Here is a 20,139-nt window from a genome sequence, read left to right on the forward strand (position 1 = left end):
GTGTGATGGGCAGCCGTCTTAGCTGACGGATGCTGCAGCTTCCACCATCGGCCACATCGCAGCAAATTCAGCATCGGACACCACAGCAGTGACCTCGAACTGAATGCCGAAGTCCTTGATCCAGGGGCCGAGATGCGCCCAAACCTTGCCGATGTCACTGGCAACGGCAATGGCGACACCACTACCGCTGATCGGTTCGCAGACGCGGTATTTGAGAGCAAAGCCGTCGAAGGCATCTCCCGGTGCTCCCGAGTTGATGTAGTCAGCAAAGCCAGGGCATGACTCCCACGCCCCCTCAACGGTCGGGAACGTCCAAACGATCAAGTAGTGCTGCACGGTGAAGAGAGGCATCCACTTGCTGCCTAGCCACGAACGACCGTTCAGGCTGAATTGCAACTGAATTCAGCAGTCATTCCGCAGACGCCTCAGGCGGTGCTGGCACGGGGCTACAGCTGAATTAAGACCCAGCGCAACCATGACTCTCCACGTCGCCAATGAGATGGATGAAGTAGAAGTGGCCGTCTGGTGGGACCTGTCGCGCATCGTTCGGCACTTTGAACGCCAGGGGCTGGAGCGCCGGGCGGTGAAAGCTGCCGTGATGAATGCAGCGCTGCGCCTGATGAAAGACGAAGGCGAATCCTGCTGAACAACGCAAGAGTCAACCGCGAGCGTCGACCGCCTCGACGTGATTAGCCGGGGAAATGACTGTGTTGAAATGCATTAATCAGAACCCCTTTATCTTTACGCCCACCGGGAACTGTAACCAAGTCGTTTAACCGCTCGTCAACTGTTTGACTTTGCAATTGACTCTTCAGATTTTCAATATTCTCAACAAAAGCTCTCGCGACGCTTTCAGCAATCAAATTAACAACCACAGGAATTTTTTTTAGACCAATGAGCTGCGCCAAAACCAAGCGATGACGGCCATCAATCAATAAAATTTTACCGCTCGAATCGAGAGCGACCTCAATATTCTCCTCAATTGAAGCCGACTGCTTATAACCATTCAATTTGATATCGTCAAAAATCAAATCATATTTATGCAACTTTTTTCTCGCAAAAATACTGAAGTCGCCATTCATTCCACCGTGGCGCTCCATCTTTCTGTACTTTTTCTGGTACAGCCTGGAGTATTCGGTGTCGCTCCAATCCAAACCATCCACAAAATGCTGCCGCATTGCCCGGACGTGCACGCATTGATCAAGCGACTTGCCGGCCCTCAGGGCCTCATCTGCAATCACCATGCCGAAATAACGCTTGTTATCAAAGGTGCGGGCCGTCATGGCCTTTGGCGCACCTTTAAACCTGCGGGATTGAACGCGCAAAAAATGGGTGACGACTGACGGATCAATCTCAAGAAGCAAGTCACCAGAGCAAGACTATGCTTAATTTAACACGCTCTTAACTCATTTTTTACATAGTAATTGATGCAGGTTCATACAGAGCAAACCGTAAAAGTTGTACTCACCTCTAAGTCTCAGCAGCATCCCATCGGCCAAGACAGATCAAACACGACGCGATGGCGATCGATGCTCAGATGGCGATGAACTTGCCTGGTCAAACCATCGAATGAAAGCCTGAACGATGACGATGAGATGTTCAACCCGGCATCAATGGAAAGCCTCCTGAAGAAACAACACTTCCTCCCGTGAACTGCTGCGTCCGAGGGCAGCATTGCGCTGGGGATAACGATTGAAGCGCTTCAGCTGGATCAAATTGCGGCAGGCCACATCGGCTGTGGCAGCATCCACCCATTGCTCCAGCAAGGGAATGGCCTTCGCTACCACCCCTTCCTCCTCGCTGTGCAGCAGAGGCATCAGCCAGAACTGACGTCGTGGTCGCTGCGGTTCAACCGCAACCCATCCCTGTTGGAGGCCCATCAGGGCAACAGCCAACGCCTGTTGATCTCCTGAAAAGGCCCTGGCCTCACCACGCCAGATCTGACGGGTGAACTGATCCAGCAGCAGCACCAGGGCCAGACCGCTGCTGGGCCCACAGTTCCAGTGGTCCAGCTCTCCAGCAAGGGCGCGCTCAACGGTCTCCCCGAATCGGTCTCGCACCAGGGCATCGAAGCTGTCGCGTCGACGAAACCACTGCCAGGGACGGCACTGCTGAAACCAGAACACCAGAACGTCGTCGGCGCTCAAGACGAACAGCTGTAGTGGGACACCCCACCGGCGCTGAAAAACTCCCGCGGTTTCAAGCGGTCATAGCGGGCCGCCATGTCGGCGGAAGGGGTGTCGTAGGGGGTGCTAAACAGCTGCTGCAGTTCAGCCATCAAGGAGGTGTCGCCTTCGGCGGCCTGCTGGTAGGCCGGAGCGATCAACCATTCGCGCCAGGTGATGGCCGGATTGACCCGCCGCATGCCAGCGGAGATCAGAGCCGGATCAACGCCACTGGGCCACTGGGCACGCCAACGCAGCAACCAGTCGTTCCACTGGGATTGGAGGGCTTCCGAAAGGGGCAGATAGAAGCAGTCCCGCAGCGGATCGATCTGCTCGGGCAGATCCGACAAGCGGCGGAACAGCATCGAATAATCGGCGCTGGACTCCACCATGAGCTTCAGCAGCTCTTGCACCAGGGCGTCGTCGGCACTGGGCAGACCGAGTTTGCTGCTCCACATCCGTTGCATGGCCTCCTGCATGGCAGCGGGGAACTCCTCCAGCAACTGATCCAGTTGGGCCTGGACCTCCGCCTGGCCCTCCATCAGCGTGCGCAGGGATTTCCAGAACATGCGGTAGTTGGCCTCCGCAGCCACCGGCTGGTTGAAGAAGCAGAAGTGGGCGCCGCCACCGGTCCAGGGCTGAAAGCGCGGATCGAACAGCTCGCAGAAGCCAAACGGGCCGTAGTCGAGGGTGAAGCCACCGGCGGCGCAGTTGTCGCTGTTGAAGTTGCCCTGGCAATAGCCCACACGGATCCAGTTGGCCACAAGGGTCGTGAGGCGATCACGGAACAAGCGCGCCAACAGCACAACCTGGTCGCTGAAGGGCAGGCCGGGATCGATCTCCTGGCGGTAATTGCGTTCGATCAAGTGCACCACGATCTGGTGCAATTCCTGATGCGCCCGGGGATGGGCCTCACTGCGGGCACGGCGGGCGAACAACTCCAGCTGACCCACCCGCAGAAACGATGGCGCCACCCGAGTGCTGATGGCCGCCGGGTTATCGACCATCACGTCCGGATCCATCGAGCGTGAGTTCTCGGAATACCAGGGGCGACGCACCGTCTCGGCATGGGAGACGTAGAGCGTCAACGACCGGGAGGTGGGCACACCGAGGGCATGCATGAAGTCCTGCGCCAGAAATTCACGGACGCTGGAGCGGAGCACGGCGCGACCATCAGCACCACGGCAGTAGGGGGTGGGACCACCACCTTTGAGCTGCATCTCCCAGCGGCGCCCTTCAAACAAGCCCTCGAACACCGACATGGCTCGGCCATCGCCGTAGCCGTTGCCATTGCCGAAGGGGCACTGCTGGGTGTATTCGGTGCCGTAGATCGAGAGGGCGTAGCCGGTGGCCCAGCCCCAGGGCCGCATCGGACCGGTGGCCACACCGAGATCACCGGAAAACATGCGGCGGAACTGATCGTCCTGGGCCAGGTCGTCGCTGAGACCCAGCTCGCTGAACAGGCTGCGGCTGTGCGCCAGGTATTGGGGCTCGGGGATCGGGGTGGGCGTCACCGGCACGTAGTGGCCCGAGAGCACCTGGCGGGGACGGTGGTCCTCCCCATCCGCTGTGGACTCCGGGTCAGGCGTGAGGGCTTCCAGCAGGGAGTAGTCGGCCCGTTCGGCGAACTCAGCAAACGTGGCGGTGCTCATCGGACCCTGACGCTGAACCCATCATCGCCAGAGCTGCGGCCGGGTGTTTTGACCGATGGCCAATGCCGAGCCGAGGCCTTACACCGAGGGAAGCATCCAAGGACAACCGTGGGCAAAGCCAGGAAACTTCGCTCCGACAACCGGCAGGAGGAGCTGATCACCAGCCTGATCGGGCTGACCGCCATTTTTGTGGCCACAGCCATCTGGTGGAGCGTGGCTCCCCAGTGGCTCACCAGCAGCTGGCAGACCTTTCAGTAATCAGGCATGGACGCCTCAGCCCGCAGCCTGCACCAGGGCTCCAGCAGGGTGGGGCGACCGCAATGGGGGCAATCCTGCCCCCGCTTCTCCACCTGCACGAAGGGGATCCAACGGGAGTTGGCCTGCCCCTCATAGCCGCAGTGCTTGCAGTGAATCCGGTATTCAGCCATGGCTCAGAGGGCGGGCTTTTCCTGACGTTGCACGGCCTCATGGGCCTGGCGCAGGCCATGCACCATGAAGCAATAGGCCGGATTGCACACCAGGTACTTGCCGTCGCCGATGGCGTCGATGGTGGACCCTCGCGAGGTGGCAAAAATGCGGCTTTTGAACTCCATCTCATCTCCAGTGCTGACCTCACTGTTGTGGGGACATGGAGGAGCGGCAACCCGTGTAAACGCGGATTGTGCGCAGGGCTGACTCAGTCGACGGGTTCGCAGTGATCGCCATCGCACTGCAGCCCGCATTGGGGCTGCTTGGCGCCGTACTGCCAGGGACGACGCATGGCCCAGTACTCATCCACCAAGCCAAGCAGGTAGGTGCCGATGCGCCGGAGCAGGGAAGCCTGTTTCATGCCTTCAAGCTGGCAACGGCGCCGCAAGCCTGCAACCGAACGCGACCAAATCAAGGTGGCGAAACACAGCCGAGGTGGGTTAGGCCCGATGCAGTGCTGCTGAGCTTGAGCACCGGCCCATGACCACCACGCAACATTCGAACCAGCTGCTGGAAGAGCTGGTGGCCGAAGAGATCGGCTTTCAGATCGATCAGATCGCTGAAGACCTGCAACGGGAAGGCTGGCCGATTGCCATGGTGAAGCGGTTCATGCATGTGGCCGTGGAACGCCTGCCGGAATGATGCGAGAGGCCGACTAGGTGCAACGACTCATCTGCAAAGAGCTGTTGCGCTTTTAACAACAGGGATCCAGGCAATTCGTCGACAGTTGGCAATCGCTTGCGCCATTCCCGATGAATGTCGTCACTGCTTTTGCGGCCGTTGGCCTGACCGCGGTGTCGTGGGACGACACCCTCAGCCGGGCTGGGGCCAGGGCATTCCGGCATGCCCTCGACTACCGCGAGCCCTACTGCCGGATGAGTGAAAACGACGTGGTGCTGCTGATGGATGCAGTGCTGGCCATGCGCCTGGAGAAGGGCACCAAGGCGCTGATGCTGGAAGCAGCCAAGGCGCTCACGGCCGATCAAGCGCTCACGGCCTACGCCATGGCTTCAGAACTGATGCGCTCGGATGGGCCCTATTCCGCCGAAGAGCGGCGGCGGCTCGATCTGCTGGCTCTGATGCTCTCGATCTCGCAGGTGGAGGCCGAGCGCATCGATTCGGTTTTTGAGTTGCTGCACGCTCCCCTGGAGCCAGCTCTTCTCGTCAACGGCGCGCCTTAGGCAGCACGCTTGTCATCGCCGAACCAGATGCCCCGGCGGCTGTCGGGCAGACGGACCACGGCGCGCTCATAGCGCTGGCGGCAGCTGCGGGCACGGAGATGCTCTTCAGCCTCCTGAAGCAGCTGTTGCAGCCTGACGTCGTCCATGGCGTTGCCTAGATGCCCACCCATTCAGGCCACGATCCGAGCGGCGTCAATAGGCCACGTTCAACTCGTCAGATCCGTAGCGAAGCAGGAAATCCGCTTCGGATTGATCGGAGAGCAGCAGACAGGTGTGGTCGTTGGCGCCGCTTCGGTAGCAGTAGACGTCGAGCTCTTCGGGGTTGCGGTTGGAGTGGATGACCTCCCCCGTCCGAAGCACGTAGCGCGTTGCCATCAACTTCCACCCACGGATTCCTTCCCGATAGCGCTGATCCAACCCCAGCGATCAGCTCTGTGCTGAGCTGCGCACCGGAGGTGATTCGGCATTGAAATCAACTCACCTTCATCCGTTGTCGACGCGGATGAAAAAGCGACTCTCCACGTCCATCTCGCCCTGATCGTCGGTCTCCGGATCGCCCTCCACCAGCTCCACGGCGAAATCCTTGTCATCCAATTCATGCACGACGCTCTGACCGTGCACCAGGTTGTGAACGAGCAGGAGTCGTTTCATGGGTGGAGAAAGACGCCATTCCACCGGTTGATAGCAATAGCTTGGTGTTTAGCGGAACCTGAAGCCTTCACGGCTCGGCTGCTTGGCGGAATACTCCCGCGAAAGAGCATCAAGCATCAGGGCGATGTAGCGGTCATCCATGCCGATGTCCTGCTTCAACTGACGCATCAAGCTGTTGATGCTCTTGAACGCGTCTGGAATCTGATGGTCCAGATGCTCCTTGGTGGGTTGATAGGGCATCGGAGCCAAAAAAAATCCCCGTGGAACCTAAGGGAACCACGGGGACAATGGTGTTGCTGCTGAACCGGAGATCAATCCTCTTCTTCGGAACCGCCAACGGGAATCAAGCGGATCTGCTTGCGTCCAAGCTTGATCTCATATTCATCGCCGGGCTGCAATTCCAGAAGGGCGGTGTAGGCCTTGCCAATCAACAGATTGCCGTTGCCCTGAACCACAGCTTTGTAAGACAGCTTGCGACCACCTTTGCCCACACCGGATCCACCGGTGGAGAAGGAAAGGCCCTTGGCTTCCAGCAGAGCCTCGTAGAACGCGGTGAATTTCACCTGCTCAGAGCCGTCTTTCTTTTTGACGACATAGCCACAACCTCTGGCCAGATCTGTTTTGGCGCAATCGCCAAGTTCCTTGACGCGGTTGAGCAATTCAGCTCCGGTAAGCATGGGTCTGTGAGGTCGTTACTTCTCTATTAGAACAAATATTGTGCTGCTCACAAGGGGAAAAAAGGATTGAATTCAGTTCATTGGCTGGAAAAGCAAAAAATCAGCATGTGTAAGCAGCTTGTGTTGGTGGTTTGACAAAGCCCTCGGCGTCAAACAGTTGGCCTCGAGAATGCGCTCAAATGGCCAACACCCAGCAGCAATCAAAATCCCAATCACACCCTGACCAGGGTGGACGTGGATGGTTGGTCAACACAACCCAACAGCGGCTGGTGCATTTCAAGCCGGAACTGAATTCAGAGACAACGCCCTGGGTCTCAATCAGGACGTATCACTACGACCCACCCAAACCACCGCAACCCCTCAGCCATCGCCGCGTTCTTGATCAGAACGCGATCGACACCTGGAACGTGATGGTGAAACGGGGCTGGCGGCCCTGCCGCGCTCCAGCACGCTGATCACTTTCGTTGTCGTCGCTACTGGTTCGGCAATCAATGGCATCAATTGCGCAGCAATGTCTCGCTTCAGGCTGTCAAAGCCAGATCACGATCGATAGGTTGCCGCGCAGGAACAGATTCAGTTGTGAGCGTCAGTTCGGTTCAGCCCGCCCAAGCGATCAGTTCCACCAGCGTGCATGGCGCCTGGCAATTGTTGAGCTACGACGTTGAAGAACAAGCCAACGGAAACACCTTCGCACCGATGGGGGACAACCCCAGCGGCTATGTGATCTTCACGGCGGAGGGTCGTCTCTCCTTCATGCTCTCAGGGGAAGGTCGCCAACCGGGCAGCAATGCCGAGGAGCGATCAGCCCTGCTGAGCAGCATGATCGCCTACACCGGCACCTACCGGCTCGAGGATGACCGTTGGATCACCCAGGTGGATGTGGCCTGGAATCCGGAATGGGTGGGCACCGAACAGACTCGCTTTTTTGCGATCGAGGGCGACGTGCTCACGGTGCACACCCCCTGGCGTGTGATGCCCAACTGGCCCGAGAAAGGGCTCACCCGCAGCATTGTTCGTTTTCAGCGCTGCCGCTGAAGGGTTTCAAGAAAAGACTCAGGCGTCGGTCTCACCCTTCTGACCACCACAGGCGTGGCGGGGTTGGTAGCCCTGCTGCTCAGCCAGATAGCGCAGATAAACAATCTCATGACGGTCCGGCATGCCCACCGCAGAAATCAGACCCAAAGGCCCGAACAGAAAACCCGCAACAGCCCAGCGGTTGCTGTTGCGGGCCTTCTGGGCGGCAACGGTTTTCGAGAGGCCGGCGCTGATCAGATGAGCGATCAGCACAAACAGCAAAGACTTGAGTTCCACGGAGAACGCGCAGCACACCAGTTGAAATAGCCAGCGCCTGCAGCACTGTCAGCCCTAGAACGGCAGCTCACGCCGAGCTGCGATGGCCACCACCCCCCTCCCCAGCACCGGCGCCGTGAGCGGACTGGGGGAAACCCTGGCCTTCTTCACCCAGGCGGATTTCGCCCAGCGGCGCTTTGAGACCCACGGCGATGTGTTCGAAACCAAGCTGCTGGCCCAGCGGATGGTGTTCATCCGCGGCGAACAGGCCATCGGCGACCTGCTGGGGCAAGGGGATGCCTTGCAGGGCTGGTGGCCCGAAAGCGTGCGGCAACTGCTGGGGAGCCAATCGCTGGCCAACCGCAGTGGGCCGGGGCACAAAGCCCGGCGCCGGGTGGTGGGGCAACTGTTCTCCAGCGCAGCACTGGTGCGCTACACCCCGTCGATCGAGCAGATGGTGGCGGAGCTCTGCCAGGAGCTGATCACCACCAACACAGCGCTGCCGCTGGCGGCACGGATGCGGCGCTTCGCCTTTGCCGTGATCGCCACCACGGTGCTGGGGCTGGATGGCGCCAGCCGTGATGCCCTGTTCGCCGACTTCGAGATCTGGACCCGGGCCCTGTTCTCGATTCCGCTGGCCATTCCCGGCACCCCCTTTGCCAAGGCGATGGCGGCACGCCAACGGCTGCTGAAGCGGATCAAGGGCGTGCTCCAGGCGGGGACCAACCAAGGCGGGCTTGATCTGCTGAGCGGCGGATTGGATGAAGCCGGCATTCCCCTGGACGATGACGACCTGGCCGAACAGCTACTTCTGTTGCTCTTCGCCGGCTATGAGACAACGGCCTCATCGCTGAGCTGCCTGTTCCGGGCGCTGCTGCTCAACCCCGAGGTGGAGCGCTGGTTGCGCGATGGGTTGGCGAATGAGGCGGCGTCAGCACGGTTGGACGCAACAGTGCTGGAGGTGATGCGGCTGACGCCGCCGGTGGGAGGGTTCTTCCGGCGCAGCCTGGCGCCGATCGAACTGGCGGGGGTGGCCGTTCCCGAAGGCAGCGTGATTCAGGTGGTGCTGAGCCCGACGTCGGCCGGTGATGACGAGGATCTGGCGGCATTCCGGCCGCAACGGCACCTGGATGGCTCGTTCAAGCAGACGCTGCTGCCCTTCGGTGGCGGCGAACGGGTCTGCCTGGGTAAGGCCCTGGCGGAGTTGGAAATCCGCCTGATGGCGATGGGGCTGCTGCAGACGGTGGAGCTGCAGCTGCAGCCGGATCAAGACCTGGCGCTGCAGCTGATCCCCAGCCCCAATCCCAAGGACGGCCTGCTTGTTCAGGCCACTGCGCGCTGACTGTGACGGTGACGGCGACGGCCGAGGGGCTCGATCCAGTCCACCAGCACCTCCTGGTGACGCGGCATCGGCTCCGGCAGGCGGCAGCCGAGGTTGATCTGGCCTTGGTCCATCAGGCGTCCGAGCCGTATGGCGGCGGCTTCCTCCGGCCGATCAAAGCTGGTCTGATGGGAGGCAAGCCAGTTCACCTCGTGCTCGGTGATCACCCCGGTGGAGAGGCTCTCCAGGAAGATTTCTCCGACGGTCATGAGAAACGTGTAACGAATTCGTTACATCCTGGCGCGGCCGGCCGGCAGCTGCGATTCGTGGCCCGTCAGGCCAGCCATTGATCAGCATCCATCACCTTCTTGATCAGCAGGCCGAGGCGCTTGAACTCAGCGAAGTTCACATCCTTCACCGCCTGATCCAGGCCGCAATCCACCCAGGCGCCATCGCGCTTCTCCTCAATCGTGAAGTCCTGCTCGAGGCTGTCGCGGCGGATCCGGTAGGTGATGCCGTCCTCGTGGAGGTAATCGGCGGAAACCAGCTGCAGACCCATCGATCGCTCGCGTCAATCAAGCGATGGTGGCGTGAAGGTGTCGGCCACCGCAACAATCCAGCGGGCTGCCGCCGCCGTCACCTGTTCCTTGGTGACGTTGAACTCAAGGTCGTGCCCCTGCTCGAGCAGATCGGGAATGATCGTCTGCCAGGCCATGCCGGCGGCACTGGCGTTGAGATCACCGATCAGAACGAAGGCCTTGGCCGCCCCGGTGACGGCATCTGCGTACTCGGGATTGGCACTCACCTTGCTGCGGTACCAATCACCCACCACATCCCGCTGGGCCTTGCTCAGAAAGGGTGGGGCGCCAACGAGGTAGGCATCAAGCACCAACATCGGACTGGGGACGCTCTTGCCCGGGTGCTTGAGCTTGAACCAGGCCTGGCCGATGGAAGCAGCATCGGGCCAGTGGCAGAGGATCGCCGCATCCTGACTGTCGAGAGAGCTCTGGCTGGCCAGCTGATCGATCCGCTCCAGCAGGGCCTGTCCGGTGAGGGGCGGTTCACTTCGGGCGTGCTCAGCGCGGGCCTCATTGATCGCCTCAGCAACAGCCGCCTCGTTCTCGTTGAGCTGCTCAAGGGCCCGCTTGAGGTTGGCGTCGGCATCGGCGGGGCTGGCCACGAGGCATTTGGCGGGGGCAATCCCCAAGATGTCATCCCCGAAAGCCAGCCGCAGCTGAAGCAATCAGCAGGTTATTGATAATTTTCCACCTGAAGGTTGTAAGCCGATACCAGCAGATTTTTATCCAGACAGATCTCAGCTGGAAACTGTGGCGACGCTGATTTGATCAGCCGCAAGTGAACATCAATCGGCTTATATCCCGTTCTCAGACAGCACTCAAAGAATTTGGAGACAGCCACTTCGAGAACTTCAGTGCCAAAGAGAGGCGTCACCTGGCCGCTTTCGTGCACCAATAGCCCGAAGTAATACATCCACAAGCCAAAGAACTCGGGGACTTTACGTAAACGAGGATGATTCTCAATGAGTAGTAATACCCACGAAAAAAGCAGGAGGGTTGCCCCTCCTGCCCTAATTACTCAACTCATCGCTTCATCGCTGCAGGCAGCAATGAATCAGAAGCGGCCGTAGTTGAACTTGCCGCCATACATGCGGCGGTAAGCAGCGTTGCGAGGGTTGCTGACGGCGTTCGTGTAGGAGAAACCACCACGATCGCTGTCGTCTGAATAGACAGCAGCAGCAGCGAAGGAATTGAGATCCATGCTGAAACGCTTCACCAGGGAAGGGCCGGTGTACATGGCGTTTTCAGAGCTGGCATTGGCCGGAGTGATTTCGGCCATGCCAACAAAGGTGGAGCAGGAAGCCCGTGCTTCCGACTTGAAACCACGCAGATAGGGAACCGTGTCGGTTCCGAAGGTCTCGAGGTACTCCTCCGAACGAACGAGGCTGTCAACGAAAGCGTCGAAACCCTCTTCAGCGATCAGCTGAATGCCAGCACTCACTTCCTTCTGATTGATCGGAGGGCGCCCCAGCAGGTGCTTTGTGGTGAGCTCGATGCCGCGCATGGGAGACACGGCGTGGAAAAACTTGTTCTTGTACAGCTCAGATTTCACCAGGCCTGCCATGAAGCCCTGCACGTTGATGCGGCCGTCACAGAGGAAGGCTTCAAGTGAGACAAGACGCTGGTTGTCGGAGATGCCGATGTTGCCGAACACCTGCTTGTAGCCAGCGGTGATGGCAGCTTCCAGAGCCTGGCTGCCCGTGGAGGCATAGGAGTGGTTGATCGCCGAGTAGGGGCACTCCTCATGGATCCGGGGGCCCATACCAATGCCCATGGCGGCGCACTGGTTTTGCTTGTACTCAGCAGGTGTAGATGCCGCCTTGCCCTTGTTGGAGCTGGCACTTTTGGCTGCATCCACGGAGTTCGCAAAGGCGAACGACACCCGCTGTTCGTGGGTGAAATCCCGCTTGTACTTCAGGGCTGGCATCCGAGAAAACAGTGAAATCAGATCAAAGATATGGCGATCGCTTCATCTATGGAGATGAACTTAGTAATAGTTAAAAGCTGCGTTACAGCAGCAATAGGCATTCATTGCTTCAGGCCAAAACGAAAGCCTGATCCCGGCCAGAACGCAGGCTCATCCAAGGGTGTTGGCCACAACCCTCGGGAAGGGTTGGTCTTGAATCTCAGCCGCCGTTGCAGTAGCGAACAGCTTCCGCCTGGGAGCGACCCTCGGCCACAACGGTTTCCACGCAGCCGTTGAACAGGCGGCTCTCCTGCTTCACGGCACAGAGACCCACCGCAATGGCCGCCAACGACACAGCCGACACCACGGTGGCGGAGATCTGAACCAGGCCATAGGCGAGCATCGCCCGCTTCTTGCCGCCGCAGGACTGCTGGTTGGTGGTTTCCTCGGACATCACTACAAAGCAACGCCGAGACCCTATGGATCAAGCGTTGGCCACCGAAGCGAGATCACGACCGTGATCACCGAACAGCCCATCCAGGACTCAGCCGAGGGGATCGATCAGGCCGTAAAGCAACGCCATCACCGCCAATTGGGTGCGATCAGCGGCACCCAACTTGTCTTTGGCGTTGACCACGTGGGTCTTCACCGTTTCCACCGAGATGCCGAGGCTGCTGCCGATGCCCTGATTGGTGAGGCCGCGGGCCACGCCGGCCACCACCTCCAGCTCCCGCTCGGTGAGCTCTTCAATCAACCGCGGCAGGTTCGGATTCGGCGCCTGGGCAGCACCGAGCTGGCGAATCTCTTCGGGGAGATACACACCGCCTTCAGAGAGGGTCTGGAGGGCTTGCACGAAATCTCCCTTGCCGGTGCCGAGGCTTGATTTGAAGATCACTGCATCGGCGTAGGCCTGCATCGCCTCCTGCACTACGGCCTGGGTTTCGCGCACCAGCACGATCAACAGCTGACAGGTTGGCAGCTCCGCCTTCACCCGCCGCAGCAGGTTCATGCCGTAGCCGGTTTCCAGATCCGAGCTGCAGATCAGCAGGCTCGGCTTGTGCCGCAGCACCAACTCAAAGCCTTCGTCTTCAGTGGTGGCGGCACCCACCACGGCACGGCGGATCGGCTCCGCCAGGCAAAGGCAAGCCAGGGTGAGGCGATCACCGCAGCAAGCCACCACCCGCTGGGTCTTGAAAAACTGCGCCGTTGCTTCCACAGCTTCGTTCAACGCGCGCGACTAGAGCCGCAGCTCCATCCCAGGCTGTTCGGATGCCCTTCTTTTAGCGGCGATTGGATGACTCAGCTGCAGAGCCATCACGCCCAGCATCGCGACGGACAACACCGCGGATGCAATGGGGAAAGCGCTCACTCCCCAAGCGCCAGGCCTGGGCGGCATCGACCACCTGCACGGTTTCGGTCTGCAGCTACCCCTTGCGCTGAAGATTCAAATCATACAGAGGAGACATGCAAACCGGCGGCGCGCTTCCTTATTCAGCAACACATCAATGAATTGAACATCCCTCAGTTGAGGGAGCCATCTATGTAGCCATATCCCTGAATTGAGGGATTTAAGCAACGAAGTAGGCGCCAGACCCCCTTCGTGTCATTTGGCACAACAGCATTGGTAAGGAGCCAGCACATTGATGCTGTTGCTTCAAAGCTGTGGCCAGCCGGCTGCGTCGATCCCTGCTTCAACTCGGTGACCGTGTTGGTCGCCGGGTTCAGCGGTGGCCGGAGGGATCCTGGCCCGATGCCATGCAACGCAGTCCCCGCCGGGTTCGCAGCACCGCCAAGGATGTGATCAAAAGCACCGCTCAGGCAGCGGTGGGGCTGGGGCGCCGGGCTGCCCGCCTGGGGATGGAATCCATCAAACGCGCCAGCAACCGATGAACAGTGGCTTGCTGGTGTTGTCTGTTTTGCTGTTTGTGGCCGGTGTCACCTTGATCAGCCTGGGCTGATTAAGCACAAGTACTCAACACGATTAAACGGATCGATCGGCAACCAAATTCAAAAAAAAAAATGACAGCGGTTGATACAGCTTGTCTCTGAAATTCGCTGGATTATTGCTTCATCAAATTCCAAAGCCAATGGAATTCCTCGTTGCAAGCTGCTTCATTTTTCCGCTCTCAGCCTTGTGGATTCAATCCCGGGAAGACGACAACAATGAAGACGAGATGGACTTTCTCTGAATCAAGCCCAGAACAGAGGCAAGGATGGGGTCTTCAACTCATGGGCCAGAAGATCAACAGCCAGCATGATGAGAGCGATATTCATCAGCACAAGTGACATAGCCTGATTTGGCAAGGCAAAAACTGTATTGCTGGTTAATTCCAGATGTTGATCCCAGAAGAAATGCATCGGCTAGGAGCTGATGCATGTTTTAAAGGCATTAAGCCTTGACGATCCGGGTGATCTAAAAGGTTGGAATGGACTTTCTCTGAATTAAGCCCTGGAGGACGGCAAGGCTGAGGCCTTCAACTCATGGGCCAGAAGATCCGTGGCCAGCATGGTGAGGGCAACACCCATCAGGGCGAGGGCAATACCCTTATTTTTGTCTGACGCAACAGCTACATTCCTGGACAATTCCAGATGTTTTTCCCAGGAGAAATGCATCAGCTCTAGGCCTATACATGCTTTCTAAGGCCATAAGCCTTTGCGATCCGAGTGATCAGTGGCATTCAGAAATGTTCTGTAATGACAGCAATGCATTGAGATGAGCATTCTTTCCTCAAATCGGTTGCAAGTACTACGTTTTTGATTTGCAGCAGCAAAAGTTCTCGGGTACGTTCCGCTCACCAAGCCACAAGCCAATGGAACCGATCGCGTTGACTCTGGGCCAGAAATTTGAAGTCGAAAAATTCTCACGCGAGATCGACAACTCGGATGACCTTGCATCCCTACGCAGCATTGCCAAAGATCTGTTGTTGGCATGGAAGCAACAGGAAGCCGCATCAGCCTGGATCGTGCGCCAGCAGTCCCAGGGCCTCTGAAATCAGCTCCTTTCCCTCTTAGCGCCAATGGAAGACAACCCAATGATCACCACCATTACGTTGGAGAGAGATGTTTTGCGTCTTCTGCACCGTGTCGTAGCTGAAGCTCACGACAACTGGCCCGGCGGTGACGCCAACGAACAGGCCTGCCTGTTGAACATGAAGACCCAGCTTTATGCGGCCTTGATGGACCACCTGCTCGAATCGGGCTCCATCTGAGCCCACTTTGGAAGCAAATCGGTCGTTTTCCCTTACCCAGTAGAAAAACTCATGTGAAGGCAGAAGCTGCGACAACAGACTTAACCCGGCCGTGGAGTTCGCCATGCAATCTGATCTCTCCCGCCTTCGCGAGCTGGAGATCCGTGTCGCCAACCCGCAGCACTGGAGCTCGGGCGAACACCAGATCAATGTTGAAAACCTGAGGCAGCTGCGCTTTCAGATCGAAGATCAACTCAAGAAACTGCGCCAGCACAACCAGCCATCTGCTTGATCGGGTAGCTGGGCCTGCTCAGCTCAACTGGGGGTCGGCCTGCGTTCGGTTGCAGATGAAATCCCAGGCCTCTTCCGCTGAATCTGAGAAATGAATCAGATCGAGGTCGTCATCTGAAATCAAGCCCGTCTCGGCGAGGTAGTCGAAATCCACCAGCCTCCTCCAAAACTCTGAACCAAACAGAACAATGGGCATGCTGCCTTTGGTGCCCACTTGCCGCAGGGTGAGCAGCTCAAACAGTTCATCAAGCGTGCCAAAACCACCCGGGAAAAGGATGGCGCCAATCGAGCGCATCACAAAATGGAATTTGCGCAGTGAAAAATAGTTGAACTTGAAGCAAAGATCCGGGGTGATGTAGGGATTGGGATGTTGCTCAAACGGCAGGGTGATGTTCAGCCCAATCGAGCGGCAGCCGGCCTCAAAGGCACCCCGGTTGGCGGCTTCCATGATTCCCGGACCACCGCCGGTCACGATCACATGGGATGAGCAATCGTTGGGTTGTTCCCTGTTGCACTGACCATGCCGGGAGGCCAATGAGGCGAACTCTCTAGCTGCGTCGTAAAAACGAGACAACTCCACGAGCTGTTGTGCATGGACGACTTGTCGCTTCAACACCGGTGAGCCCGGGGCTGCACTGAGCCTTTGCTCGGCTTGCGTCAGCTTGGCGACAGCAGTGTCTTTGTCGACGATCCTGGCGCCACCAAAAACAATGATCGTCGATTCGATCCCGGCTGTTTCCAGATGCAGATCCGGCTTGGTGATTTCAAGCAGCATGCGCACACCACGCATGGCATTGCTGTTCAGCAAGTCGGGATCTTCATAGGCAATTCTGTAGGTGAGGGACTTCAGAATTGCATCCAGGTTGGCTTGCTCAGGTGAAGCGGTACTAGGTAATTGGGTCATGTGTTCAACAGTCATGGGTGGTAGTGATGTCGGCGGTATCGGCGAGGTCGTCTTGATTCAGAGAATGTTGGCGGCCAGTTCAGCCAGTTCACTCCGCTCCCCTTTGGTGAGGGTCATGTGTCCCACCAGGGGCTGACCTTTGAGCTTTTCCACCAACCAGGTGAGCCCATTGCTTTCGGCATCCACATAGGGATTGTCGATTTGATAAGGGTCACCGGTGAAGACAACCTTGGTTCCTTCACCAACCCGCGTCACGATCGTTTTCACTTCCAGGGGCGTGAGGTTCTGCGCCTCATCCACCACCAGGAACTGATTGGGGATCGATCGGCCGCGGATGGTGTTGATCGCCTCAACCTCCAACAACCCCATGCCCTGCAAATCGGCCCAGGCGTTGCGTGGTTCGCGGTGCCGCTGTTTCTTCGTCTGCTCAGTATTCTCGCCAGGGTTTGAACCGGTGATGAAGTCGATGTTGTCGATGATCGGCTTCATCCAAGGGCCGAGTTTCTCCTCAAGCGTGCCCGGCAGGTAGCCAATGTCTTTGCCGAGGGAGATCGGTGGGCGCGTCACCAACAGGCGGGCGTAGTGATGGGTGTCGGCCACCTGGTGCAAACCCGCGGCGATGGCCAGCAGCGTTTTGCCTGTGCCGGCCTTGCCCACCAGAGTCACCAGAGCAACGGAAGGATCGAGCAGTAGATCCAGGGCGAAGCTTTGCTCGCGGTTTCTGGCTTTGATCCGCCCCAAGTGGGCGCGATGCAGCCAGTGCAGCGGCTTGATGGTGTTGCTGTTGCCTTGATGCCGGGCCAGCAGGGTGTGGCTGTCGTTGCGCTGATCCACCAGCACCACGCCTTCATTGGCCTGGAGATGCTGCCCCTCAGAGTTAATGACAGCCTCCAGCGGCAGCTGCTCCTCGTCATGCAGGGTCTTGATCGTCTCCGCATTGGTGCTGAGTTCACGGAACCCTGCATAGAGATCGTCGATCGAGACGTTGTCGTTGACGTAGTCCTCGGCCTGCAGGCCCACCGCATCCGCCTTGATCCGCAGGTTGATGTCTTTGCTGATCAGAACGACCTCGGGCGCCTGTTTCAGCCCGCTGCATCGCATCTGCTCGAGGGCCACTGCAAGGATGTTGTTATCGCCGCCTCCCCCCTGCAGTTCTGCCGGCAAAGCGCTCAGGGCTTGAGCCTGACAGAACACCACCTGCAGCATGCCGTGGTTGGTTCCCTCAATCGGAACGCCATCGGCAAGGCTTCCGCGCGCTCGGTAGGAATCCAGGAGCCTTGAAATCCGCCGAGCGTTGCGGCCTTTTTCAGAGTGATCCTTTTTAAAGCGATCGATTTCTTCAACCACTTGCATGGGGATCACAACCCTGAGATCACCAAAGCGGTGCGGCGCCTCAGGATCGTGGAGCAGCACATTCGTGTCGAGAACGACAATTTTGCCTTTCATTGAACCTCACCATTGATGGATCAATTGGTGTTAAAAACTCATCAAGGTCGTGACCTAAAAAATCACCACAGCAGAGCCCCTTCTCCCCGCAGTTAAGACACAGGGAGAAAGCAGATTGCAACAACAAAAACAGGCAGATCAGCCAGGTGTAGTTGCTTGAACCAAAGAGGATCGATTGCGTTGCCTTGATGACGTCTACGACGACGTACTGGGCTCAGTCATCGTAGATCTTGCAGCCAGGCGCAGTCGGCGAGGTGTCGCAACGCTCCTCCCAGTACAGATCGTGCTGAGATTTCATCGCTTGCTTGGGTTCGTCAGCCTGCACTTGCTGCGTCTTGTCAAATGCATTGAGGGGAATGCAGAGATCGAAAAAACCTGAACAGATCGTGACCATCTCTCTCCTTGTCGCTGACTTATCTCTACTCCTCTCCCCTCCAGAATCAATAGGTACTTAACCCATTCCTTTACACAAACAAAAAACCGCTCTTACCTGAGGAATAGCGGTTGAAAGATCGCGCAGATGAACGGTCTCATCCGCGCTCTGATCACTTGTTAATGAATTGATCAAGCAGCCTGCTGGTTGCCTGAATCTTCTTCTTCCGATCGGATGAACCGCTTGCGTTGAGCGGATTCGTTGCCGGACAAATCGTTAACCTTTGAAGGCTCAACGGGTTTGCGCTCGGGTTTGTCCATACCCATCAAGAGGGGATGGATACCTCTCCTGCTCATTGAAGTTTCCTCTTATTCAGATCTCGCGTCGTGGTCTCGCGGCCCTTTCGCGTGGGTTAACTATCGCGCAGATCAGTTGCAGGCGCGCCCCGCAATGCTTAAGAGAATCTGGCGAGTCGCCCAACATCGCCGGCCTGGGAAGGATTGAGGCAGCAGAGTGAGAGAACGAACCGAATGCAATGCACTGCGGGGTGCTCCGATGATGTGGATTCGAACCAGCCTCGCCGCGGCAGGCCTCGCCGTCGCCACCGCCATTCCGGCAAGCGCTGAGATCATTGGCTCAACCTGCCGGCTGCTCAGCTACGACGGCACCACCACCAGCGTGGAAACCTTCCGCTGCGACTTCATGCAGCGCGGCGGCAACGTGATGGTGAACAGTGCTGAGCATGAGTTCAGCTTTCTGGCTGCCGAGCAAGGGGAGACCTACATCCGCATCAACTCCATCCCGCTGCGTTTCACCCGCACGGGGGATTACACCTTGGAGGTGACGCAATCGCCCTGGCTGCGCTGAGCAGGACTGACCGGCTCAACCAACCAGCCGGTCATCGGAATTCAAAAGCGCCTTTCCTTTCGCAACCCTTACCACTTCGCCTGAGAGCCCAGGGCTTTGATAGATGACGCGATAGACGTTTGTGAAAGCAAGCGATTTGGCGCGTGCATTCACGAACGCCTTGAACTCAGTTTTGAAGCACTGTTCTTGAACCCATTGGTCGGGCCCATCGCTTCGCTCAACGCAGTACATCGTTTGGAGCATGGAGGACACGCAGCTTGATGAGACTGCGGCCGCTTGCCCTCGATCGACAGGCCAGCTTCGGGATCACGTCTTCAGTTGATGACGCGAAGCCTGGTGCCAACACTCTCCAAAGTTGTTCTTTGGCCTTGAACGTCGATCAGATTTGAATGCACAAGTTGGGTGCAAACGTTGGATGCACACGACGGAATCACATCGCGTCGAGCGATGAGGGATGCGATTCCGCCACCGGTGTGCCCTCGAACGCACAGCACGGCACTTCGGTTGTATCCCCGCTCAACCGATTGAAATCGAGTCACCGACTACAGAAGCGCTTTCTCGCTTGAGCCTTCTGGGCGTGATCGTCGATGCCGTCGACGATTCCAATTCTGAGACCAATTCGTGTAAAGTTTCAATAAGCAGCCCCAGGTCGATGCTCAGAGCTTTGTTCTCCCTGGTGTTTGCAGCAGTGATGTGGGTTCAGGTGCCGCAGTGGCAGCCGGACTGGTCTCAGTGCTCCGTTGATACGCCGGATGTGAACTGTCACTGGTACGTCACGGCACCCGACAACACTTTTGGTGAAGGCTTCAGCTGGGAGAACGCACCCTGGTTCAGTGCCGAAGGGCTTCGGGATGTGGGTGAACTGCACAACACGATGACCACGATCCACAGCCAGGCCATTCCAGGCAATTGACGCAGCCAGCAAAGCGTCAGCCCTAACCTTAGCTTTGGAGAGACTTCCGTGAACGACTACTCAGCAGCCATCACCGCTCTCATCGTGGTCACCGTGGTGATCTCTGCTGCCGTCTTTTACGTGCTGGCTCAGCCGACCGACCTGCCCAGATACAAAGAAAACAAGGATCAATAGAGGCGACCACGTGGGTGAACACTGACCGTGCCACCCAGATCGCCCCGCAGATCTGAATCCAGCACTAGGTTCGCCTGATCACTGGCATACACCT

General features: G+C 58.0%; 40 protein-coding genes. 14 read left to right on the plus strand and 26 right to left on the minus strand.

Annotation, left to right across the window (positions count from 1 at the left end):
• Positions 1-18: 18 nt before the first annotated feature.
• Positions 19-336 carry a DUF3303 domain-containing protein gene (locus tag DXY35_RS11620; protein ID WP_025362236.1) on the minus strand — a complete coding sequence of 106 codons (318 nt, stop codon included), beginning with the start codon at positions 334-336 and terminating at the stop codon, positions 19-21.
• Between the two features lie 139 nt (positions 337-475).
• Here DXY35_RS11620 and DXY35_RS12880 point away from each other — a divergent pair, with 139 nt between their 5' ends.
• Complete coding sequence (locus DXY35_RS12880) at positions 476-646, plus strand: hypothetical protein (protein WP_170950617.1); 171 nt, start codon at positions 476-478, stop codon at positions 644-646.
• 43 nt (positions 647-689) lie between these two features.
• Here DXY35_RS12880 and DXY35_RS11625 read toward each other — a convergent pair whose 3' ends face one another.
• The 3 genes from DXY35_RS11625 to DXY35_RS11635 form a co-directional block, all read right to left on the minus strand.
• On the minus strand, positions 690-1,364 hold the full coding sequence (locus DXY35_RS11625; protein WP_137006747.1) for a ParB/RepB/Spo0J family partition protein: 675 nt from the start codon (positions 1,362-1,364) through the stop codon (positions 690-692).
• Between the two features lie 246 nt (positions 1,365-1,610).
• Positions 1,611-2,147 carry a DUF924 family protein gene (locus DXY35_RS11630; protein WP_115082406.1) on the minus strand — a complete coding sequence of 179 codons (537 nt, stop codon included), beginning with the start codon at positions 2,145-2,147 and terminating at the stop codon, positions 1,611-1,613.
• Positions 2,144-3,817 (minus strand): protein adenylyltransferase SelO family protein, encoded by a 1,674-nt coding sequence (locus DXY35_RS11635; protein ID WP_115082407.1) that lies wholly within the window; start codon positions 3,815-3,817, stop codon positions 2,144-2,146. Before DXY35_RS11635 ends, DXY35_RS11630 begins: the two co-directional genes overlap by 4 nt.
• A 108-nt stretch (positions 3,818-3,925) precedes the next feature.
• Here DXY35_RS11635 and DXY35_RS12885 point away from each other — a divergent pair, with 108 nt between their 5' ends.
• Complete coding sequence (locus tag DXY35_RS12885; protein WP_170950618.1) at positions 3,926-4,075, plus strand: hypothetical protein; 150 nt, start codon at positions 3,926-3,928, stop codon at positions 4,073-4,075.
• On the opposite strand, the gene DXY35_RS12890 is transcribed toward DXY35_RS12885, so the two are convergent.
• From DXY35_RS12890 to DXY35_RS12900, 3 genes are all read right to left on the minus strand, one after another.
• The gene (locus DXY35_RS12890; RefSeq protein ID WP_156783051.1) at positions 4,069-4,245 is read right to left on the minus strand and encodes a hypothetical protein; all 177 of its coding nucleotides are present in this window, start codon (positions 4,243-4,245) and stop codon (positions 4,069-4,071) included. The genes DXY35_RS12885 and DXY35_RS12890 overlap by 7 nt on opposite strands.
• A gap of 3 nt (positions 4,246-4,248) precedes the next feature.
• Complete coding sequence (locus tag DXY35_RS12895) at positions 4,249-4,410, minus strand: hypothetical protein (RefSeq protein WP_170950619.1); 162 nt, start codon at positions 4,408-4,410, stop codon at positions 4,249-4,251.
• 83 nt (positions 4,411-4,493) lie between these two features.
• On the minus strand, positions 4,494-4,646 hold the full coding sequence (locus DXY35_RS12900; RefSeq protein ID WP_244272254.1) for a hypothetical protein: 153 nt from the start codon (positions 4,644-4,646) through the stop codon (positions 4,494-4,496).
• A gap of 119 nt (positions 4,647-4,765) precedes the next feature.
• On the opposite strand from DXY35_RS12900, the gene DXY35_RS12905 reads away from it, so the two are divergent.
• Both DXY35_RS12905 and DXY35_RS11645 read left to right on the plus strand, forming a co-directional pair.
• Entirely contained in the window at positions 4,766-4,927 is a 162-nt protein-coding gene (locus DXY35_RS12905; RefSeq protein ID WP_170950620.1) for a hypothetical protein, read from the plus strand.
• A 110-nt stretch (positions 4,928-5,037) separates the two neighbouring features.
• Complete coding sequence (locus tag DXY35_RS11645) at positions 5,038-5,466, plus strand: tellurite resistance TerB family protein (RefSeq protein WP_115082409.1); 429 nt, start codon at positions 5,038-5,040, stop codon at positions 5,464-5,466.
• Here the strand turns inward: DXY35_RS11645 and DXY35_RS12910 are convergent.
• The 5 genes from DXY35_RS12910 to DXY35_RS11660 all read right to left on the minus strand — a co-directional run bounded on the left by DXY35_RS12910 (position 5,463) and on the right by DXY35_RS11660 (position 6,794).
• Positions 5,463-5,612, minus strand: coding sequence for a hypothetical protein (locus tag DXY35_RS12910; protein WP_170950621.1), 150 nt, complete (start codon positions 5,610-5,612; stop codon positions 5,463-5,465). The genes DXY35_RS11645 and DXY35_RS12910 overlap by 4 nt on opposite strands.
• A gap of 46 nt (positions 5,613-5,658) precedes the next feature.
• A complete protein-coding gene (locus DXY35_RS11650) occupies positions 5,659-5,841 on the minus strand; it encodes a hypothetical protein (protein ID WP_170950622.1) in 183 nt (60 codons plus the stop codon).
• Positions 5,842-5,949: 108 nt separating this feature from the next.
• Positions 5,950-6,117, minus strand: coding sequence for a hypothetical protein (locus DXY35_RS12915; RefSeq protein ID WP_170950623.1), 168 nt, complete (start codon positions 6,115-6,117; stop codon positions 5,950-5,952).
• A 48-nt stretch (positions 6,118-6,165) separates the two neighbouring features.
• The gene (locus DXY35_RS11655; RefSeq protein ID WP_115082411.1) at positions 6,166-6,357 is read right to left on the minus strand and encodes a hypothetical protein; all 192 of its coding nucleotides are present in this window, start codon (positions 6,355-6,357) and stop codon (positions 6,166-6,168) included.
• A gap of 71 nt (positions 6,358-6,428) precedes the next feature.
• Entirely contained in the window at positions 6,429-6,794 is a 366-nt protein-coding gene (locus tag DXY35_RS11660) for an AbrB family transcriptional regulator (RefSeq protein ID WP_006850785.1), read from the minus strand.
• Between the two features lie 242 nt (positions 6,795-7,036).
• Here DXY35_RS11660 and DXY35_RS11665 point away from each other — a divergent pair, with 242 nt between their 5' ends.
• Both DXY35_RS11665 and DXY35_RS11670 read left to right on the plus strand, forming a co-directional pair.
• A complete protein-coding gene (locus DXY35_RS11665; protein WP_244273136.1) occupies positions 7,037-7,249 on the plus strand; it encodes a DUF1651 domain-containing protein in 213 nt (70 codons plus the stop codon).
• A 124-nt stretch (positions 7,250-7,373) separates the two neighbouring features.
• On the plus strand, positions 7,374-7,829 hold the full coding sequence (locus tag DXY35_RS11670; protein ID WP_115082413.1) for a lipocalin-like domain-containing protein: 456 nt from the start codon (positions 7,374-7,376) through the stop codon (positions 7,827-7,829).
• A gap of 18 nt (positions 7,830-7,847) precedes the next feature.
• Here the strand turns inward: DXY35_RS11670 and DXY35_RS11675 are convergent, their stop codons facing one another.
• Positions 7,848-8,105: a hypothetical protein gene (locus tag DXY35_RS11675; protein WP_244273138.1), complete on the minus strand. Its 258-nt coding sequence runs from the start codon at positions 8,103-8,105 to the stop codon at positions 7,848-7,850.
• Between the two features lie 82 nt (positions 8,106-8,187).
• On the opposite strand from DXY35_RS11675, the gene DXY35_RS11680 reads away from it, so the two are divergent.
• Positions 8,188-9,426: a cytochrome P450 gene (locus tag DXY35_RS11680; protein WP_115082415.1), complete on the plus strand. Its 1,239-nt coding sequence runs from the start codon at positions 8,188-8,190 to the stop codon at positions 9,424-9,426.
• Here the strand turns inward: DXY35_RS11680 and DXY35_RS11685 are convergent.
• The 7 genes from DXY35_RS11685 to DXY35_RS13235 all read right to left on the minus strand — a co-directional run bounded on the left by DXY35_RS11685 (position 9,408) and on the right by DXY35_RS13235 (position 13,298).
• On the minus strand, positions 9,408-9,674 hold the full coding sequence (locus DXY35_RS11685) for a hypothetical protein (RefSeq protein ID WP_115082416.1): 267 nt from the start codon (positions 9,672-9,674) through the stop codon (positions 9,408-9,410). The genes DXY35_RS11680 and DXY35_RS11685 overlap by 19 nt on opposite strands.
• 65 nt (positions 9,675-9,739) lie before the next feature.
• A complete protein-coding gene (locus DXY35_RS11690; RefSeq protein ID WP_011364493.1) occupies positions 9,740-9,964 on the minus strand; it encodes a hypothetical protein in 225 nt (74 codons plus the stop codon).
• Between the two features lie 12 nt (positions 9,965-9,976).
• Complete coding sequence (locus tag DXY35_RS11695) at positions 9,977-10,648, minus strand: hypothetical protein (protein WP_244273140.1); 672 nt, start codon at positions 10,646-10,648, stop codon at positions 9,977-9,979.
• Between the two features lie 389 nt (positions 10,649-11,037).
• The gene (locus DXY35_RS11705) at positions 11,038-11,910 is read right to left on the minus strand and encodes a phycobilisome rod-core linker polypeptide (RefSeq protein WP_115082418.1); all 873 of its coding nucleotides are present in this window, start codon (positions 11,908-11,910) and stop codon (positions 11,038-11,040) included.
• 199 nt (positions 11,911-12,109) lie between these two features.
• The gene (locus tag DXY35_RS11710; protein WP_115082419.1) at positions 12,110-12,343 is read right to left on the minus strand and encodes a hypothetical protein; all 234 of its coding nucleotides are present in this window, start codon (positions 12,341-12,343) and stop codon (positions 12,110-12,112) included.
• A gap of 90 nt (positions 12,344-12,433) precedes the next feature.
• Complete coding sequence (locus DXY35_RS11715; RefSeq protein WP_244273142.1) at positions 12,434-13,117, minus strand: response regulator transcription factor; 684 nt, start codon at positions 13,115-13,117, stop codon at positions 12,434-12,436.
• Between the two features lie 52 nt (positions 13,118-13,169).
• On the minus strand, positions 13,170-13,298 hold the full coding sequence (locus DXY35_RS13235) for a hypothetical protein (protein ID WP_256359525.1): 129 nt from the start codon (positions 13,296-13,298) through the stop codon (positions 13,170-13,172).
• A 253-nt stretch (positions 13,299-13,551) separates the two neighbouring features.
• On the opposite strand from DXY35_RS13235, the gene DXY35_RS11725 reads away from it, so the two are divergent.
• Positions 13,552-13,779 carry a hypothetical protein gene (locus DXY35_RS11725; RefSeq protein WP_115082420.1) on the plus strand — a complete coding sequence of 76 codons (228 nt, stop codon included), beginning with the start codon at positions 13,552-13,554 and terminating at the stop codon, positions 13,777-13,779.
• A gap of 300 nt (positions 13,780-14,079) precedes the next feature.
• Here DXY35_RS11725 and DXY35_RS12920 read toward each other — a convergent pair whose 3' ends face one another.
• Both DXY35_RS12920 and DXY35_RS12925 read right to left on the minus strand, forming a co-directional pair.
• Complete coding sequence (locus DXY35_RS12920; RefSeq protein WP_170950624.1) at positions 14,080-14,247, minus strand: hypothetical protein; 168 nt, start codon at positions 14,245-14,247, stop codon at positions 14,080-14,082.
• Positions 14,248-14,331: 84 nt separating this feature from the next.
• A complete protein-coding gene (locus DXY35_RS12925; protein WP_170950625.1) occupies positions 14,332-14,502 on the minus strand; it encodes a hypothetical protein in 171 nt (56 codons plus the stop codon).
• Between the two features lie 146 nt (positions 14,503-14,648).
• Here DXY35_RS12925 and DXY35_RS11730 point away from each other — a divergent pair, with 146 nt between their 5' ends.
• The 3 genes from DXY35_RS11730 (at position 14,649) to DXY35_RS12935 (ending at position 15,369) form a co-directional block, all read left to right on the plus strand.
• Complete coding sequence (locus DXY35_RS11730) at positions 14,649-14,879, plus strand: hypothetical protein (protein ID WP_244273144.1); 231 nt, start codon at positions 14,649-14,651, stop codon at positions 14,877-14,879.
• Positions 14,880-14,906: 27 nt separating this feature from the next.
• Positions 14,907-15,098 carry a hypothetical protein gene (locus DXY35_RS12930; protein ID WP_115082422.1) on the plus strand — a complete coding sequence of 64 codons (192 nt, stop codon included), beginning with the start codon at positions 14,907-14,909 and terminating at the stop codon, positions 15,096-15,098.
• A gap of 103 nt (positions 15,099-15,201) precedes the next feature.
• The gene (locus DXY35_RS12935) at positions 15,202-15,369 is read left to right on the plus strand and encodes a hypothetical protein (RefSeq protein WP_170950626.1); all 168 of its coding nucleotides are present in this window, start codon (positions 15,202-15,204) and stop codon (positions 15,367-15,369) included.
• 18 nt (positions 15,370-15,387) lie between these two features.
• Here the strand turns inward: DXY35_RS12935 and DXY35_RS11745 are convergent, their stop codons facing one another.
• The 4 genes from DXY35_RS11745 to DXY35_RS13240 all read right to left on the minus strand — a co-directional run bounded on the left by DXY35_RS11745 (position 15,388) and on the right by DXY35_RS13240 (position 18,411).
• The gene (locus DXY35_RS11745) at positions 15,388-16,272 is read right to left on the minus strand and encodes an LOG family protein (protein WP_244273145.1); all 885 of its coding nucleotides are present in this window, start codon (positions 16,270-16,272) and stop codon (positions 15,388-15,390) included.
• Positions 16,273-16,329: 57 nt separating this feature from the next.
• The gene (locus DXY35_RS11750; protein ID WP_115082425.1) at positions 16,330-17,718 is read right to left on the minus strand and encodes a PhoH family protein; all 1,389 of its coding nucleotides are present in this window, start codon (positions 17,716-17,718) and stop codon (positions 16,330-16,332) included.
• Positions 17,719-17,932: 214 nt separating this feature from the next.
• A complete protein-coding gene (locus DXY35_RS11755) occupies positions 17,933-18,112 on the minus strand; it encodes a hypothetical protein (RefSeq protein WP_115082426.1) in 180 nt (59 codons plus the stop codon).
• A gap of 170 nt (positions 18,113-18,282) precedes the next feature.
• Positions 18,283-18,411 carry a hypothetical protein gene (locus DXY35_RS13240; protein ID WP_256359526.1) on the minus strand — a complete coding sequence of 43 codons (129 nt, stop codon included), beginning with the start codon at positions 18,409-18,411 and terminating at the stop codon, positions 18,283-18,285.
• 238 nt (positions 18,412-18,649) lie between these two features.
• On the opposite strand from DXY35_RS13240, the gene DXY35_RS11760 reads away from it, so the two are divergent.
• The 3 genes from DXY35_RS11760 (at position 18,650) to DXY35_RS13245 (ending at position 20,045) form a co-directional block, all read left to right on the plus strand.
• Positions 18,650-18,958 (plus strand): hypothetical protein, encoded by a 309-nt coding sequence (locus DXY35_RS11760; protein WP_244273146.1) that lies wholly within the window; start codon positions 18,650-18,652, stop codon positions 18,956-18,958.
• A 652-nt stretch (positions 18,959-19,610) separates the two neighbouring features.
• Complete coding sequence (locus DXY35_RS11770; protein ID WP_115082429.1) at positions 19,611-19,871, plus strand: hypothetical protein; 261 nt, start codon at positions 19,611-19,613, stop codon at positions 19,869-19,871.
• 48 nt (positions 19,872-19,919) lie between these two features.
• Positions 19,920-20,045: a hypothetical protein gene (locus DXY35_RS13245; RefSeq protein ID WP_256359527.1), complete on the plus strand. Its 126-nt coding sequence runs from the start codon at positions 19,920-19,922 to the stop codon at positions 20,043-20,045.
• Positions 20,046-20,139: the final 94 nt, after the last annotated feature.

This window comes from Synechococcus sp. N32, from assembly GCF_900473895.1.
In the GTDB taxonomy this organism is placed as follows: domain Bacteria; phylum Cyanobacteriota; class Cyanobacteriia; order PCC-6307; family Cyanobiaceae; genus Parasynechococcus.